We start from the raw sequence: 16,470 nt of genomic DNA on the forward strand, positions 1-16,470 counted from the left end.
GAAGTCGGGCTCGGGCGAGCCGTCGTCGCGGCTGCCGACCTGACCCGACACGAACAGGAGGTCGCCGGAGCGGATGGCCGCGGAATAGCGGTGGGCGTCGTAGAGGGCGTGGCGGTTGGCGGGAACGATGGCCTGACGCTGAAACATGGGTCGGTTCCTGAATGGAGACGGAACGGCGAGCGTGAAGGCGCTCAGCGCGCGCTTCACTTCATTCTGCGCATTTGATATACGCGGCGTATGTGAAGGTGTCGCACACATACGCGACGTATGTCAAGCGCTCGTCGAGGGAGAGAATTCGCGATGGCGGCAGCGGGTCGACGGGCGGAACAGATGGAGGCGACGCGCGCCAGGCTGATCGCGGCCGCACGCGCGGCCTTTGCCGAGAAAGGCTATGCGGCGGCGTCGATGGACGAGCTGACCGCGCAAGCCGGCCTGACGCGCGGCGCGCTCTATCACAACTTCGGTGACAAGAAGGGCCTCCTGCAGGCCGTGGTCGCCCAGATCGACGGCGAGATGGCAGAGCGTGCGAAGCGCGACGCGGCCGCGGCCGGCGGCGGCTTCGAGGCGCTGCTCGCCGAGGGCGTCGCCTATATCGAACTGGCGCTGGAGCCCGAGGTGCAGCGGATCGTCCTTCTCGACGGACCCGCCGTGCTCGGCGATCCCTCGCGCTGGCCCTCGCAGGACAGCTGCCTGCGAACGACGATCCTCACCCTGGAGGACCTGATCGCCGCGGGCGTCGTGAAGCCCGTCGACCCCGAGGCCGCGGCGCGGCTGATCAACGGCGCGGCCCTCAACGCCGCGCTCTGGATCGCGGCCGCCGAAGATCCGCGCGGCGTTCTCGGCAAGGCCGTCGACGCCTTCCGGCAGCTCTGCTCGGGCCTCCTGCGCGCCGATTGACCGCGGGGGCGGGCGACTACCCAGCCGCTCCGATCGGGCGTAGGCTCGCTTCGATCTCGGGAGTGCACCCATGGTTCTCGATCGTCGCGCCATCCTCGCCGCCCTGGCGCTCGCGCCCCTCGGCCTCGCCTCCGCCCGCGCGGCAGCGCCGGAGCCTCTCCCCGACCCGCCGCTTCTCGGCAGCGACTACCGGGCGGCCCGCGCCGGCTTCCGGACCAAGCTCCTGCGCCGCGGACCCGCGCCCGACGAGGGCGACCCGCTGACGGCCCCGGACGGCGCGGTGGCGCTGCGTTACCCATCGGGCCCGCGCGAACTCATCGCTTGGGCGAGCCCGCCGGGCGACGCGTCGGCGCGCAAGCCGGCGGTCCTTGTCCTTCACGGCGGCAACGCGATCTGGCACGGCCACTGGCAGGACCTCGCCGCACCCTTTGTTGCGGCAGGCTTTCATGCGCTGATGCCCACGATGCGCGGCGAGAACGGTCAGCCCGGCGACTTCTCCGCCTTCTACGACGAGACCGACGACGTGCTCGCCGCCGCCGCCGTTCTGCGGGCGCGCCGCGACGTCGATCCGGAGCGCGTCTACATCAGCGGCCACAGCATCGGCGGCACGCTGACGCTTCTCGGCGCGCTCGCTGGGGATTTTCGCGCGGCGGCCGCCCTGTCGCCGTCGCCCGACACGCGCATCTTCTTTCGGCGCTTCGCCGACGAGGTGCCGTTCGACATCGCCGACTCGCGCGAGGTCGAGATGCGTTCGGCCGTGTGCTTCGCCTCCGGCTTCCGCTGCCCGGTCCTCATGTCGCATGGCGACGGCGAGACGCGCTCGAGCGGCGCGATCGACCTGACCGTCGCGCGCGCCAGAGCCGCCGGGCAGACGGCCGAACACCGCGTCGTGCCGGGCGACCACATGGGCTCGATCCCCGGCAGCATCCGCGAGGCGCTCGCCTTCTTCGCCCGCGTGGGCTGACGGGAGAGTGCCCGGGCTCTCGCGCCTCAGGAGGCGTGGGGGAGGGCGACGTGCGGCTCCCGCCCGGCGGCCGCCGGCTTGGCGGCGCTCCGGCGCACGAGGACGTAGAACAGGGGCGTCAGGAACAGGCCGAACACGGTGACGCCGAGCATGCCGGAGAAGACCGCGACGCCCATCGCCGAGCGCATCTCGGCACCCGCGCCCGTCGACAGGACCAGCGGCAGGACGCCCATGATGAAGGCGAGCGAGGTCATCAGGATCGGCCGCAGGCGCAGCCGCGCCGCCTCGATCGCCGCCTCGCGCGGAGTGCGCCCCTCGGCTTCCAGTTCGCGGGCGAACTCGACGATCAGGATGGCGTTCTTCGCCGACAGGCCGACGAGGACGATGAGGCCGATCTGGGTGAAGATGTTGTTGTCGCCCGCCGTGAGCCAGATGCCCGCCAACGCCGAGAACAGGCCGGCCGGCACGATCAGGAGGATCGCGATCGGCAGCGTCAGGCTTTCGTACTGTGCGGCGAGCACCAGGAAGACGAGGAGCAGCGCCAGCGGGAAGATGACGATGCCGGAATTGCCCGCGATGATCTCCTGGTAGGTCAGCTCGGTCCATTCGAAGGCGAAGCCCGGCGGCAGCGTCTCGGCGGCGATCCGCTCCACCGCGGCCTGCGCCTGCCCCGACGAGAAGCCGGGCGCGGCGTTGCCGTTGACGTCGGCGGCGAGGAAGCCGTTGTAGCGCAGCGCCCGCTCCGGCCCGGCAACCGTGTCGACCGACAGGAGCGCCGACAGCGGGATCATCTCGCCCGTGGTCGAACGGACCTTGAGGCGGCCGATGTCCTCGGCCCGAGCGCGATAGGGCGCGTCGGCCTGGACCCGCACCGAGTAGGTACGGCCGAACTCGTTGAAGTCGTTGACGTAGAGCGAGCCGAGATAGATCTGCAGCGTGTTGAAGATCTCGGTGATCGGCACGTTCAGCTGCCGGGCTCGCGCGCGGTCGACGTCGGCGAAGAGCTGGGGTACGTCAATGCCGACGTTCAGCTGCCGGGCTCGCGCGCGGTCGACGTCGGCGAAGAGCTGGGGTACGTCAATGCCGTAGCCGGTGAACATGCCGGTCAGCTCGGGCGTCTGATAGGCCTTCGCGAGGAAGCCCTTCACCACGTCGTCCAGCGCCTTGTAGCCCTGGCCGGAGCGGTCCTCGATCTGCAGCTTGAAGCCGCCGATGGTGCCAAGCCCCTGGACGGGCGGCGGCGGGAAGATCGCGGTGAAGGCCTCCTCGATCCCGGCGAACTGGCCGTTCAGCGACTGCGCGATGGCGCCGGCCGAAAGCTCCGGCGTCTTGCGGTCCTCGAAGGGGTCGAGCGTCAGGAAAACGACCGCCGCGTTCGACGAGTTGGTGAAGCCGTTGATCGAGAGGCCCGGGAAGGCGATCGTCGATTCGACGCCGGGCGTCTTCAACGCGATCTCGCCCATGCGCTTCGCGACGGCGTCGGTGCGGTCGAGCGAGGCGCCGTCGGGCAGCTGCGCGAAGCCGACGAGGTACTGCTTGTCCTGCGCCGGCACGAAGCCGCCGGGCACCTTCTGGAACAGCACGACCGTCAGCCCGACCAGCACGGTATAGACGCCGAGCATCATGCCCTTGCGGGTGATGAGGCGTCCCAGCCCGTTGCCGTAGCGGCGCGACGAGGCGCCGAAGAAGCGGTTGAAGCCGCGGAAAAACCAGCCGAGCGCACCGTCGAGGACGCGCGTCAGACGATCCTTCGGCGCATCGTGGCCACGCAGGAGGAGGGCGGCGAGCGCCGGCGACAGGGTGAGGGAGTTGAAGGCCGAGATGACGGTCGAGATCGCCAGCGTCAGCGCGAACTGCCGGTAGAACTGGCCGGTGAGGCCCGAGATGAAGGCGAGCGGCACGAACACGGCGACGAGCACCAGCGCGATCGCAACGATCGGACCCGACACCTCGCGCATCGCCTGATAGGTCGCCTCGCGCGGGGAAAGTCCGTTCTCGATGTTGCGCTCGACGTTCTCGACGACGACGATCGCGTCGTCCACCACGATGCCGATCGCCAAGACGAGGCCGAAAAGCGACAGCGCGTTGATCGAGAAGCCGAGGAGATGCATCACCGCGAAGGTGCCGACGATCGAGACGGGCACGGCCAGAAGCGGAATGATCGAGGCGCGCCAGGTCTGGAGGAAGACCACGACGACGATCACGACCAGCACCACGGCTTCCAGCAGCGTATGGACCACGGCGTCGATCGAGGCGCGCACGAATTGCGTCGTGTCGTAGACGATCTCGTAGTCGACGCCGTCCGGCATCGTCTGCTTGATCTCGGCCATGGTGCGGCGTACCTCGTCGGCGATCGCGATGGCATTGGAGCCCGGCGCCTGGAAGACGGGGATGGCGACCGCCGGCTCGTTGGAAAGAAGCGAGCGAAGGGCATATTCCGAGGCGCCGAGCTCGACGCGGCCGATGTCGCGGATTCGGGTAATCGCGCCCGTTTCGGGGTCGGTGCGCACGATGATGTCGGCGAACTCCTCGACGTCGCGCAGGCGCCCTTGCGCGTTGACGGACAGCTGGAACTCGACACCGGCGACGCTCGGCGAGGCGCCGATGACGCCGGCCGCGGCCTGCACGTTCTGCTCGCGGATCGCGGTCACGACGTCGTTCGCCGACAGGCCGCGGGCGGCGGTCTTCTCGGGGTCGAGCCAGATCCGCATGGAATAGTCGCCCGAGCCGAAGAGCTGGACCTGACCCATGCCGTCGATGCGCGCGAGGCGGTCGCGCACGTTGAGGAGCGCGTAGTTGCGCAGATAGGTGAGGTCGTAGCGCCCGTTCGGCGAGGTGAGGTGGACGACCAGCATCAGGTCGGGCGAGGACTTCACCACCGACACGCCGAGGCGGCGGACCTCTTCGGGCAGGCGCGGCTCGGCCTGCGCGACGCGGTTCTGGACGAGCTGCTGCGCCTGGTCGGGATCGGTGCCGATGCGGAAGGTGACGGTCAGCTGCAGCGTGCCGTCCGTCGTCGCCTGGCTCGACATGTAGAGCATGTTCTCGACGCCGTTGATCTGCTCCTCGAGCGGCGTCGCCACCGTCTCGGCGATCACGGCCGGGTTGGCGCCGGGATAGGCGGCGCGCACGACGACCGAGGGCGGCACGACTTCGGGATATTCCGAGATCGGCAGCGCGAAGATCGACAGGAGGCCGCCAAGGAAGATCATGACGGAGAGGACGCCCGCGAAGACGGGACGGTCCACGAAGAACCGGGAAATGCTCACGGGGGGTCAAGCTCTCGAAGAAAAGGAAACGGGCGGCGGACCCGGCGGAGCGGGAGGCGCTCCGCCGGGGGCCTCGGGGTCAGCGCGTGGCGGGGGCGTCCGCGCTGGCCTGCCGGTCGAGGCTGCGGCCGGTCTCCATCGAGACCATCTGGGGGGCGACCTTCGCGCCGGGGCGCAGGCGCTGCAGGCCGTTGACGACGACGCGCTCGTCGGCGGCGAGGCCGCTCTCGACGACGCGCATGTCGCCGGTGGCCGCGCCGAGGCGGACCTCGCGATATTCGACCGTGTCCGTGTCGTCGACGACCAGCACGTAGCGCTTGTCCTGGTCGGTGCCGACTGCGCGCTCGGAGACGAGGATCGCCGGTTCCGAGCGCGGCTCGCCGAGCCGGACCTTGGCGAACTGGCCGGGCATCAGCGTGCCGTCGGCGTTCGGAAAGGCGACGCGGATACCGACGGTGCCGTTGGCGGGGTCGACGGTCGGATCGACGAACTGGATGTGGCCCTCGACGCTCTCGCCGGCCTCGCGGTCGAGCCGGGCCGAGATGCGCTGGAGAGCGTCCACGCCGCCGGCCGACCGGAGGAGGCTCTGCACGCTCGCCTCGTCGGTGTCGATCGTGGCGTAGATCGGGTCGACCGACACCATGCGGGCGAGGACGGGCGAGGCGGCGCCGGCGGACACGAGGTTGCCGCTGGTGACGAGGAGCCGGCCGATGCGCCCGGAGACCGGTGCGCGGATTTCGGTGTAGGACAGGTCGAGCTCGGCGCTGCGCAGGCTTGCGGCGGCGGCGGCGAGCTGGGCCTCGGCCTCCGCGGCTGCCTGTACCCGGCGCTCGTATTCCGAGCCGGCGATGGTCCGGTTGCCCTGCAGCTGGGCGCCGCGATCGCGCTCGCCGACGGCGAAGGCCAGCCGCGCTTGCGCCGCCTTGACGTCCGACCGGGCCCGCTCGACGGCGGTCCGGTACGGCTCGGGATCGATCGTGACGAGAAGCGCGCCCTTCTCGACCAGCGCGCCTTCCGAGAAATGGGTGGCGAGCACCGCCCCCGCGACGCGCGAGCGGATGTCGACCCGCTCGACCGCCTCAAGGCGGCCGGAATGGCGCGACCAGAGCTCGACCGGGCGGCGCTCGACGCGGGCGACCGAGGCCGGCACCGCGGGAGGCGGCGACGCCTCTGCGGTCTCGGCCCCGGCCGCCGGTCGCGGTTCGTGGGCGATCACGCCAAGACCCAGAAAGGTGAAGGCGAAGGCTGCCGCGACGAGGCTGGCCATGACGGCGGCGATGCCGTTCAGGACGACGTGAAGTTTGGACATGGGACTTCCTTCATCGAGGCGGGGGGGCGGGAGGCGACGGGGCCGCCGGACGGATGGTGAAGCCCGCCGGCGGCCGCCTCGTCAGAAGCTGTCGGAGCCCGGGACGATGGCGCCCCCGCGGGCGAAACCGGCCGTCGCCCGCGTCACGCCGGTCCCGGCATCGTCGGCCGGCACGAAGGACTGCGAACGGATCGTCTGGCCGCCCTGGTAGCCGTAGGAGCTTTCCGAGCGGTCACTCGCGCCGGTCCGGCCGGTCACGACCGAATGGTCCGCGACGGACTGGGCATCGCGGACGCCGAGATCCGAGCCGGGGACGAGATCAGCCGCGGAGGCGAAGCCGGCGGACAGGAGGAGGGCGACGGATGCGGAGAGAAGAAGGCGGATCATGGAAGGATCTCCAGAAATTTGGTCGCAGGCGTCCGCTGCCGCGACATGGGAGGATGCGCGGGTTCGGCGGGTTCGCGGTGCGGGATCGGAAAGGTGCGACGCGGGACGCGCGACCTCTCCCTGCCGGGCGCGGAATGCGCCGGCTTCGGACACCGATGGTCGAGGCGAGAGGGCCGGCGGTTCTTGGAAATCGCGACCCTTTCGGTTCATTACCGATCGGTATGGAAAGAGCTAAGGCTTCACTCCCGCCCTGTCAACCGGATAATTTACCGGTGGGTATAAAAGTTTCGGGGCCGGCCCGGTGGGGGGAGGTCAGCGCTGCGTTCGGCGATGCTGCGCGAGGTGGTCGACGAAGGCGCGCAGGCGCGGCGGCATGTTGCGGCGGCTGGGGTAGTACAGGAAGAAGCCCGGAAACGGCGGACAGAAGGGCTCCAGGACCGGGACGAGGACGCCATTCGCCAGATCCGCCTGGAACGTCTCCTCCATGCCGAAGCAGATGCCCGCGCCGGCCCGCGCCAGCTGTACCATCAGGCGCATGTCGTTCGTGGTGATCTCGGGCTCGACCGCGACCGTGAAATCGCGCCCGTCCTCGGTGAACTCCCAGCGATAGGGCACGGCGCGCGGGGCCGGGCGCCAGCCGATGCAGCGATGGCCGACCAGCTCGCCCGGGTGGGCCGGTGCTCCGGCTCTCGCGACATAGCCGGGTGTCGCGACCGCGACCTGTCGCTGGTCGCCGGACACCGGCACGGCGATCATGTCCGCTTCGATCACCTCGCCGAGCCGCACCCCGGCATCGAACCCCTCGGCGACGATGTCGAACTCCTCGTCGGTGACGAGAACGTCGAGCTGGATCCTCGGATGGGCGGCCGAGAAGCCCGCCAGCAGCGAGCCCGACAACACGCTCTCGGCGATCGACGAGACGGCCAACCGCAACTGCCCGCGCACCTCGGCGCCATGGGCCCGGACCCCGTCCAGCGCGGCGCGCATGTCGGCGATCGCGGGCGCGATCTCCTCGCGCAGCCGCTCGCCCTCCTCGGTCAGGCTCATGCTCCGTGTCGTGCGGCGCACCAGAGAGACGCCGAGCTCGGTCTCGAGGCGACGGAGCGACTGGCTGATCGCCGACCGCGTGACGCCGAGGCGATCGGCGGCGGCGCGCAGGCTCGTCTCCTCGGCGATGACCGCAAAGACGGCGAGGGTGTTGAGGTCGTCCCGCATTGGTGAATTCGCCTTACCAGAGCGTGAAGCAGAAGCCGGCTTCTGACGACAATGGCGCGGGTCTATCTCCCTGGCAACCGCTCCCGCCGAGATCCGATCCGGCTCCGGGGCGGGCCAATCCACTGCTGAAAGGACACCATCATGGCTCTCGACAAGGTCGTTCTCATCACCGGCGCCTCGTCCGGCATCGGCGAAGGCATCGCGCGTGAACTTGCCGGCGCCGGCGCCACGCTGATGCTGGGGGCCCGCCGGACCGATCGGCTCGATGCCCTCGCGGACGAGCTTCGCCGCGACGGCGCCCGCGTCGCCACCCGGCGGCTCGACGTCACCGACCGGGCCGACGTCGCCGCCTTCGCCGAGGCGGGGCGCGCTGCGTTCGGACGTGTCGATGCGATCGTCAACAATGCCGGCGTCATGCCGCTGTCGCCGCTCGCCGCGCTGAAGGTCGACGAGTGGGACCGGATGATCGACGTCAACGTGAAGGGCGTTCTCTACGGCATCGCGGCCGTCTTGCCGGAGATGACGTCGCGCGGCTCCGGCCACGTCGTCAACATCGCCTCGATCGGCGCGCTCGCCGTGTCGCCGACGGCCGCGGTCTACTGCGCGACCAAGTTCGCCGTGCGCGCCATCTCGGACGGACTGCGGCAGGAGCGGCAGGACATCCGCGTGACCTGCATCCATCCGGGCGTCGTCGAAAGCGAGCTGGCCTCCACCATCACCGACCGCGATGCGGCGACACTGATGGAGACCTATCGATCGATCGCCCTCAAGCCGGACGCCATCGGCCGCGCGGTGCGCTTCGCGCTGGAGCAGCCGGAGGACGTCGACGTCAGCGAGGTGGTCGTGCGCCCGCTCCGGTCGGCCCCCTGATGCGCCGGCTCGTCCTTGCGGGCGCCGCCCTTGCGGGTGCGTCCGTCCTGCCATCCCTTGCCGAGGAGCCCGCTGTGCGAAATCCCGAGCATCCCTACGTCGGCCTCTGGGTCACGGACGACGGCCACGTGCGCCACGCGCTTCTCCCGAACGGTCGCTACGACGAGGCGCGGGGCACGCGCGAGAGCGCCTATCGCGGGCGCTACGAGGTGTCGGGCACCCATATCGAATATTGGGACGATACCGGCTTCACCGCCGACGGCGACTTCGTCAACGCCGACACGCTGCACCATGGCGGCATGGTGTTGCGCCGCCGCTGAGCGGAGCGGGGCCGCCGCGGGCGAGGGCCTGCGGCGGCCCGGCCACAGCGCCGCCACAATCGGGCCTTGCGCGTCGGGGCGCGTCCACAATCCGCTGTCGCCTCGCCGTGCCGTCTTGCATGCTGACCTCGGACCGGCTGCGGGGGCTTGCCGGAGGGGGATGTTTCGCATGAGCCGTATGGATCGTCGGGCCGCTCTGGCCGCCACTGCCGCGCTTTTCCTTGCCGGCACCGCGCCGCCCGCGCTGGCGCAGGTCGCCGGGCCCGTCATCAGCTTCGGCGACTCGCTTTCCGACAACGGCAACCTCTACCTCCTCACCGGGCGGCCCGCATCGCCGCCCTACTTCGCCGGTCGCTTCTCCAACGGACCGGTCTTCACCGAATACCTGAACGGCGGCCCGATGCAGCAGGCGGGCGCGGCGACCCTTGCGGGCGTGCGCATCAATCCCGAGCTGTCGCAGAACTATGCTTTCGGCAACGCCCGCACCGACCGGCTGGACGGCCTGCTGCCGCCCGGCATCCCCGCACAGATCGACGCGTTCGAGCTGCAGGACGGGCGCTTCGGTGCCAATGACGTCGTCACCCTCTACGGGGGCGCCAACAACATCATCCAGGAGATCAACACGGCGGGCGCGACCGCCGCGCTGGTCGGCGCGGAAGCCGTGGCCTCGGCCGGCGACGTCGCCGCCTCGCTCGCCCGCCTCGGTCGGCTGGGCGCGCCCACCGTCGTCGTTCTCAACCTGCCCAATATCGGCGCGACGCCGGCCTTCTCGGCCACCCTACAGGGCTCGGTGGCCGGAACGCTCGCCACCAACGCCTTCAACACCGCGCTGCGGGCAGGCGTGACGCAGGTTGCCGCGGCGCTGCCGAACACCGACGTCGTCCTCGTCGATGTCCAGCGCCTCGGGGCGCTGGTCGCGAGCGATCCGACGCGCTTCGGCATCCTGAACACGCGCGACGCCTGCCTGTCGACGCCGGCCTGCGCGGCCGCGCCCGCGAGCGTCCAGAACACCTATCTCTACTGGGACGGCATCCATCCGACGACGGGCGTCCACCGCCTGTTCTCGCAGCTCGTCGAGGACTACCTGTCGGTCGGCACCAGCGCCGCGGCGGTCGGCTCGCTGACGGAGACCGCGCTTCTCGATCGCATGACCGCCAACGAGGCGGTACGCGACCGGGCCCGCGTCGCAGCGCTCCGCCTTCCGCCGGCCGCCACCGGCTCGGACGCGGCGATCGCCGTGCCCTTCTCCGACCTCTACGTCTCGCTCGGCGGCAGCCGCTTCGAGCGCGACGGCGCACGCGACTATCGCTTCGACAACGGCTCGGTCCGCATCGGCTACGACCATCGCCTGACCGACCGGGTCCTGATCGGCGGCGCTCTCTCGGCTGCGGCCGGCGAGGTGGACGACGCGCGGCTGACCTACGACACGCTCTCCTTCGCCGCCGATCTCTACGCCACGGCGCTGTTCGGTCCGGCGTACGTCACCCTGTCGGGCGGCGTCGCGCATCACGACTACGAGGACCTCGACCGGCGCACCCTCGTCTCGACCGTCACCAATCGCGGGACGGACACCAACGGCGTGTCGGCCAATGTCGGTATCGAAGCCGGGTACGGCTTCCAGGCCGGCGCCTTCACGATCACGCCCGCGCTCGGGCTCGACTATCTCTACTCCGACGCGGACGGCTACGCCGAGAGCGGCGCGGCGGCCGAGATCGTCTACGGCGACACGCAGCGCAACGCGCTCCTCGGCTCGGCGAACCTCCACCTTGGCTACGTCACCGATCTCGGCGGGCGTCCGCTCGCGCTGACCGGCCGAATCGGCTACGAGGACATCCTCACCGAGGACGACGCGCGCGTCTCCGCGGCCATTGCCGGCGGCATCACCCGCGCGCGCTCCAGCGCGCTCGACGGTCTGGCGGCGCGCGGTTTCGTGGCGGGCGTCGGCGTCGATGCGGGCCTCACCAATCGCCTGTCGCTCACAGGCCGCTACTCGATCGGCACGAGCTCGGATATCGACACCAGCCATATCGGCGAGGTCGGCCTGAAGTATCGCTTCTAGAGTGCCGCGGCCGGCCTCAGACCGCGGTGCCGAGCTTGATGCGGCTGAGGTCGGAGAAGCGCGGGATCGCGTAATCCTGCGTGCCGACCACGGTCGGACGGCCGGTCAGCACCTCGGCGGCGAGGCGTCCCGCGCCCGGCCCGATGCCGAAGCCATGGCCGGAGAAGCCGGTCGCCACCACGACGTTGGGATCGGCCTCGATCCGGTCGATATAGGGGATCGCGTCGGGGGTGACGTCGATATAGCCGGCCCAGCGCTGGAGGATCCGAGCGCCGCCGAGCGCCGGGAAGAAGCCGGCGGCCTTTCGCAGAAGGGCCTCTCCGTCGCCGGCGCGGGGCCGGGGGTCGAGCATCCGCGCGCCGGTATAGGATCGGGGCGCCAGCGTCTCGCGGAAGGACTGGAGCGCGATGTGCGGACGGATGCCGCGGCCTTGCTGGCGAAGCATCGGCGCGAACTCGCGCAGGAAACGGAGGCTGTCCGGCGTCAGCGGCGCATCGTAGGTCGAGCTGTCGGCGATCGTGTAGCCGCCGTCGAGCCGCTTGCGGACGCCGATCTTGTCGATCCAGATCGAGGCCTCCGGCCCGCCTTCCACCGCCGACGTGCGGAACACGGAGCCGAGGACCTTCAGCTGCGGCAGGCGGAGGCCCAGGCTCCGGCAGAAGGCGCTGGACCAGGCGCCGGCCGCCACGAGAACGCCGGAGCAGGCGATCCGCCCGTGCTCGGTGAGAACGGCGTCGACCCGTCCGCCCGACCGCTCGACGCCGGTGACGGCCGAGGGCGCGAGAACGGTCAGGCCCTTACGCTTGGCTGCGCGCACGATGGCCGGGACGGCGAGCTGGGGTTCGGCTCGGCCGTCGCTGGCGACGAAGAGGCCGAGGCGCTGGCGCAAAGGTGCGTCGCGCGTCACCTCGCGCAGGCGCTCGCCCGTCAGAATCTCGGCGTCGACGCCCTGCGGCCGGGCCATGCGTGCCCAGGCCTCGAATGAGGCTTCCTCCTCGGCCGTCTCGGCGACGAACAGCGTGCCATGCTGGCGAAAGCCGACATCGGCGCCCACCGTTTCCGCCATCCCGCGCCACAGGCGAAGGCTCTCGACGATCAGCGGCACCTCGCGCTCGTCGCGCCCAGCCTGCCGGCACCAGCCCCAGTTGCGGCTGGACTGCTCGCCGGCCACCTGTCCCTTTTCGCAGAGGACGACGGAATGGCCGGCCTCGACGAGATGAAGCGCGGCCGCCGCCCCGATGATGCCGCCGCCGACGACGACGAAATCCACCTTGGCCGGCACGCGCGTGTCGCTGGCGACGAGATCGAGATGAGGTCCCATGATGGCTCCTCGTAGAGCAAACCGGGGAAGGGGCGGTCAAGCCTTGCCGTGGCGTGGGAGGTCGTTTCGGGCATGTCGCATGGGGCCGCCATGTTGTGTAGGGACGGGCGTCGTGTCACGCTGACATGCGCTGTCGGCGGCGTTCGCCGAGCGACGCTCGTCCACGGTCTGCCTATAATATAGGCAGGCCTTTCTTCTCATCAAAGTGGTTGACGCCGCCGTGATCCTGTCGCAGGATCGCCCGACATACCGGCCTTGCCTGCCGGACGGCATTCGAGCCCCGTTGGTCCGACGCGACGCCTTTTTGGCATCGCGGCGCGCCTGCGGGGCTTTTTCGTTTCGGGAACTGGGGACTTGAAACAACCCATCGACATCGGCGTCCTGTTCTCCCGCTCCGGCAGCTACGACCGGCTCGGCGAAGCTTGCCGCGAGGGTGCGATGGGGGCGATCGAGGCCGTCAACGCCGATCCCGCGCGGCGCATCCGCTTTCGCGTCGCCGAGCGCGATCCGGCCGGCCGGATCGAGGCCTATGCGCCGCTCTGCGCCGATCTTCTCGTCACCGATGGCGTGCGCCATGTCGTCGGCTGCATCACCTCTTGGAGCCGGAAGGACGTCATTCCTGTCCTTGAGAAGCATGGCGGCCTTCTCTGGTATCCCGCGCCCTACGAGGGGTTCGAAGCGAACGAGCACGTCGTCTACATGAACGCCGCGCCGAACCAGCACCTCGTGCCGCTCGTGGCGCACGTTGCCGCGCGATACGGGCGCGACGCCTTTCTCGTCGGTTCGAATTACATCTGGGGCTGGGAGATGAACCGCATCGCCCGCGACCTCGTGGCGGATGCCGGCGGCGAGGTGAGGGGCGAGCGGTACCTCGCGCTCGGCGACACCGACGTCTGCCGGCTCGTCGCCGAGATCCGCGCGACCGCGCCGGACTTCGTTCTCAACAACCTGATCGGCCCGTCCTCCTACGCCTTCTACGAGGCCTATGCGGCGCTCGGGCAAGAGGACGAGCGCTTCCGGCCCGACCGGCGCCCGATCGTCTCGTGCAACCTGACCGAGGCGGAACTGCCCTCCATCGCGCCCTTCGGCGACGGGCATTTGTCCTCGCTCCCCTTCGTCCACGACGGTGCGCCGGGACCGCGCTCCTCCTTCGAGGCGGCGGCCCATGCCGCTGTCACCGTGCTCGCCGACGCGATCGAGGCGGCCGGCACCGACGAGCCGGCGGCCGTGCGGCGCGCGATGGGGGCGGGCGCGCGGCAGACGGCGCTCGGGCTCATCCGGGTCGACCCGCTGACGCAGCACACGGCGCTGCCCGTTCGGATCGCCCGCGTGCGCGGCGAAGGGTTCGAGGTGCTGGAGGAAAGTTGCGGGCGCGTCGAGCCCGACCCGTACCTGTCGCATTACGACCCCGCCGCCACGTTCCGCCCGGCCTTGAGGCTGGTTCGATGACCCGGCGCACGCGGATCCCCCATCTCGGCGGCGCCAAGGCCGTGGTCCTCCATCGCGAGCACCCTTCGGTGGATGTGCTCATCCGCCAGCTCGGCGCCATTGGGCTGGAGGTCGTGCAGGCCTGGCCGGACCTGCCGGCCTCGGCCACCGGTGCCGACTTCCTGTTCTTCGACGTCGACCACGGGTTCGACGAGCAGTTTCCCTGGAAGGCCGGCGAGGCGCCGATGCCGCTCGTCGCCCTGATCGGCTCGGAAGCGCCGGGGCGCATCGAGTGGGCGCTGTCGCTGCAGGCGGACGCGCAGATCGTCAAACCCGTCGGCAACGCGGGCGTCTATTCCGCCCTCCTCATCGCCCGGCGCGCCTTCGACGAGCGGCGGCGGCTCGGCGAGGAGATCGCCTCGCTCCGCCGTCGGATCGGCGAACGCCAGACCGTCGTGCGCGCGGTCGTCGCCCTGTCGGGGGCCGGCATCGGCGAGGAACAGGCCTACGCGCAGCTCCGCGCGCTCGCGATGAGCTGGCAGGTCAGCCTCGAGGACGCCGCCAGCCGCATCGTCGAACTCAAGACCACGGAGGCCTCGGATGAGCGTCCTCGTCTCGCCTGACACGTCGGCGGTCCCGCCCTCCGCGCCGGTCGGCGGCGAGGGTGTCCTGAAGCGCCTCCTGTCGCGCAAGCTCGGCGTCCTCGGCCTCGTCGTCATCGCCGTGGTCGTGCTGGCCGCGATCTTCGCGCCGCTGATCGCCCCGTTCGATCCGAACGAGCAGTTCTTCGACGGCCTGTCGCTCGAGGGCTCGCCGTTGCCGCCGTCTGCGACTTACTGGCTCGGCACCGATCTTCTCGGCCGCGACCTCTTCTCGCGCCTCCTCTACGGCGCGCGCAATTCGCTGGTCATCGGCATCGTCGCCAACGGGGCGGCGCTCGTGATCGGAACGCTGGTGGGCGTCGTCGCCGGCTACTATCGCGGGGTCGTCGGCTCCCTCCTGATGCGCTTCACCGACCTGATGATGGCGTTTCCGGCGCTGCTCCTGGCGATCTGCCTTGCCGCCGTCCTGCGTCCGAGCCTCTGGATCGTCGCGCTTGTCATCGCGCTGGTGAACTGGGTGCAGGTGGCGCGCGTCGTCTATTCGGAGACGCGCTCGCTCGCCGAGCGCGAGTTCATCCAGGCCGAGGTGACGCTCGGCGCCAGCTCCTCGCGCATCCTGTTCCGGCACGTCCTGCCGCATCTCACCTCGACGGTCATCGTCTACGGCACGCTCGGCATCTCGACGACGGTTCTGCTCGAGGCGACGCTCTCCTTCCTCGGCGTCGGCGTGCAGCCGCCGGACGCCTCGTGGGGCAACATCATCTTCGAGAACCAGACCTACTTCCAGGCGGCCCCCTGGCTGGTCTTCTTCCCGGGCGCGGCGATCCTTCTGCTCGCGCTCGCCTTCAACCTCGTGGGCGACGCGCTGCGCGATGCGCTCGACCCGACCGAAGAGGGGCGCGGCTGATGGCGATCTATCTCGCGCGGCGCCTGTTTCAGGCCGTCCTCATCCTGATCGGCGTCAGCCTGATCACCTTCGTGCTTCTCTACCTCCTGCCGGCCGACCCGGCGCGGCAGATCGCCGGCCGCACGGCGACCGCCGCGCAGGTCGCCAACATCCGCAGCCAGCTCGGGCTCGACCAGCCGTTCTTCGTCCAGTACGCGCACTATCTCCGCCATCTCGTGCAGGGCGACCTCGGACGCTCCTACCTCCAGCGCTCGGAGGTGGCGGACCTCATCTGGGCGCGGCTTCCCGCCAGCCTCCTCCTGATGCTGGCCGCGATCGTCTGCGAGCTCGTGCTCGGCCTGACGATGGGCATCCTGGCGGCCGTGCGGCGCGGGCGGGCGAGCGACCACGCGCTGATGGTGACCTCCTTCGTCACCGTCTCGGCGCCGCAGTTCGTGGTCGGGCTGCTTCTCCTCTACGTCTTCGCGGTCAAGCTCGGCTGGTTCCCGATCGGCGGCTACGGCACCTTCTCCCATCTCGTGCTGCCGGCGCTGACCCTCGGCATTCTCGGGGCCGGCTGGTACGCGCGCATGATGCGCTCCTCGATGGTCGACGTCCTGCGTCAGGACTACATGCGCACCGCCCGCGCCAAGGGCCTGAAGCGCTGGACCATTCTCCTGCGCCACGCGCTGCCCAACGCCATCCTGCCGATCATCGCGATGATCGGCATCGATATCGGCCTCTTCATGAGCGGCATCGTGGTGGTGGAGAGCGTCTTCGGCTGGCCCGGCATCGGCCAGCTCGCCTGGCAGGCGATCCAGCGCGTCGACCTGCCGATCATCATGGGCGTCACTCTCGTCTCCGCCCTCGCCATCGTGATCGGCAACCTCGTCGCCGACCTCGTCGCCCCCTTCGTCGACCCCCGCATCAAGCTCCAGTGAAA

14 protein-coding genes and 1 pseudogene are annotated in these 16,470 nt (G+C 70.3%); 9 read left to right on the forward strand and 6 right to left on the reverse strand.

Annotated features, from left to right (window positions below):
* Nucleotides 1–147: pseudogene (locus QZ753_RS09690) on the reverse strand (RidA family protein); the annotation flags it as partial.
* Between the two features lie 153 nt (nucleotides 148–300).
* On the opposite strand from QZ753_RS09690, the gene QZ753_RS09695 reads away from it, so the two are divergent.
* Nucleotides 301–897: a TetR/AcrR family transcriptional regulator gene (locus QZ753_RS09695; RefSeq protein WP_294643193.1), complete on the forward strand. Its 597-nt coding sequence runs from the start codon at nucleotides 301–303 to the stop codon at nucleotides 895–897.
* 70 nt (nucleotides 898–967) lie between these two features.
* A complete protein-coding gene (locus tag QZ753_RS09700) occupies nucleotides 968–1,861 on the forward strand; it encodes an alpha/beta fold hydrolase (RefSeq protein WP_294643195.1) in 894 nt (297 codons plus the stop codon).
* A gap of 26 nt (nucleotides 1,862–1,887) precedes the next feature.
* Here the strand turns inward: QZ753_RS09700 and QZ753_RS09705 are convergent, their stop codons facing one another.
* The 4 genes from QZ753_RS09705 to QZ753_RS09720 form a co-directional block, all read right to left on the reverse strand.
* Entirely contained in the window at nucleotides 1,888–5,130 is a 3,243-nt protein-coding gene (locus QZ753_RS09705; protein WP_294643197.1) for an efflux RND transporter permease subunit, read from the reverse strand.
* Between the two features lie 79 nt (nucleotides 5,131–5,209).
* Nucleotides 5,210–6,439: an efflux RND transporter periplasmic adaptor subunit gene (locus QZ753_RS09710; RefSeq protein WP_294643199.1), complete on the reverse strand. Its 1,230-nt coding sequence runs from the start codon at nucleotides 6,437–6,439 to the stop codon at nucleotides 5,210–5,212.
* An 81-nt stretch (nucleotides 6,440–6,520) separates the two neighbouring features.
* Complete coding sequence (locus QZ753_RS09715; protein ID WP_294643201.1) at nucleotides 6,521–6,826, reverse strand: hypothetical protein; 306 nt, start codon at nucleotides 6,824–6,826, stop codon at nucleotides 6,521–6,523.
* A 312-nt stretch (nucleotides 6,827–7,138) separates the two neighbouring features.
* A complete protein-coding gene (locus QZ753_RS09720) occupies nucleotides 7,139–8,041 on the reverse strand; it encodes a LysR family transcriptional regulator (protein WP_294643203.1) in 903 nt (300 codons plus the stop codon).
* A gap of 141 nt (nucleotides 8,042–8,182) precedes the next feature.
* Here QZ753_RS09720 and QZ753_RS09725 point away from each other — a divergent pair, with 141 nt between their 5' ends.
* From QZ753_RS09725 to QZ753_RS09735, 3 genes are all read left to right on the forward strand, one after another.
* Nucleotides 8,183–8,911 carry an SDR family oxidoreductase gene (locus QZ753_RS09725; protein WP_294643205.1) on the forward strand — a complete coding sequence of 243 codons (729 nt, stop codon included), beginning with the start codon at nucleotides 8,183–8,185 and terminating at the stop codon, nucleotides 8,909–8,911.
* Nucleotides 8,911–9,231 carry an Atu4866 domain-containing protein gene (locus tag QZ753_RS09730; protein ID WP_294643207.1) on the forward strand — a complete coding sequence of 107 codons (321 nt, stop codon included), beginning with the start codon at nucleotides 8,911–8,913 and terminating at the stop codon, nucleotides 9,229–9,231. Before QZ753_RS09725 ends, QZ753_RS09730 begins: the two co-directional genes overlap by 1 nt.
* 169 nt (nucleotides 9,232–9,400) lie before the next feature.
* The gene (locus tag QZ753_RS09735; RefSeq protein ID WP_294643209.1) at nucleotides 9,401–11,290 is read left to right on the forward strand and encodes an autotransporter domain-containing protein; all 1,890 of its coding nucleotides are present in this window, start codon (nucleotides 9,401–9,403) and stop codon (nucleotides 11,288–11,290) included.
* A gap of 16 nt (nucleotides 11,291–11,306) precedes the next feature.
* On the opposite strand, the gene QZ753_RS09740 is transcribed toward QZ753_RS09735, so the two are convergent.
* A complete protein-coding gene (locus tag QZ753_RS09740) occupies nucleotides 11,307–12,611 on the reverse strand; it encodes an FAD-binding oxidoreductase (protein ID WP_294643211.1) in 1,305 nt (434 codons plus the stop codon).
* Between the two features lie 354 nt (nucleotides 12,612–12,965).
* On the opposite strand from QZ753_RS09740, the gene QZ753_RS09745 reads away from it, so the two are divergent.
* Genes QZ753_RS09745 through QZ753_RS09760 form a run of 4 tightly spaced genes read left to right on the forward strand, consistent with a single transcriptional unit; the run spans nucleotide 12,966 to nucleotide 16,468 of the window.
* A complete protein-coding gene (locus tag QZ753_RS09745) occupies nucleotides 12,966–14,060 on the forward strand; it encodes a transporter substrate-binding protein (RefSeq protein ID WP_294643213.1) in 1,095 nt (364 codons plus the stop codon).
* Nucleotides 14,057–14,662: an ANTAR domain-containing response regulator gene (locus tag QZ753_RS09750; protein WP_294643215.1), complete on the forward strand. Its 606-nt coding sequence runs from the start codon at nucleotides 14,057–14,059 to the stop codon at nucleotides 14,660–14,662. Before QZ753_RS09745 ends, QZ753_RS09750 begins: the two co-directional genes overlap by 4 nt.
* A complete protein-coding gene (locus tag QZ753_RS09755; protein ID WP_294643217.1) occupies nucleotides 14,640–15,548 on the forward strand; it encodes an ABC transporter permease in 909 nt (302 codons plus the stop codon). The genes QZ753_RS09750 and QZ753_RS09755 overlap by 23 nt, the downstream gene beginning before the upstream one ends.
* Nucleotides 15,548–16,468 carry an ABC transporter permease gene (locus QZ753_RS09760; RefSeq protein WP_294643219.1) on the forward strand — a complete coding sequence of 307 codons (921 nt, stop codon included), beginning with the start codon at nucleotides 15,548–15,550 and terminating at the stop codon, nucleotides 16,466–16,468. The genes QZ753_RS09755 and QZ753_RS09760 overlap by 1 nt, the downstream gene beginning before the upstream one ends.
* Nucleotides 16,469–16,470 lie beyond the last annotated feature (2 nt).

The organism is uncultured Aureimonas sp., assembly GCF_913775355.1.
GTDB lineage: Bacteria > Pseudomonadota > Alphaproteobacteria > Rhizobiales > Rhizobiaceae > Aureimonas.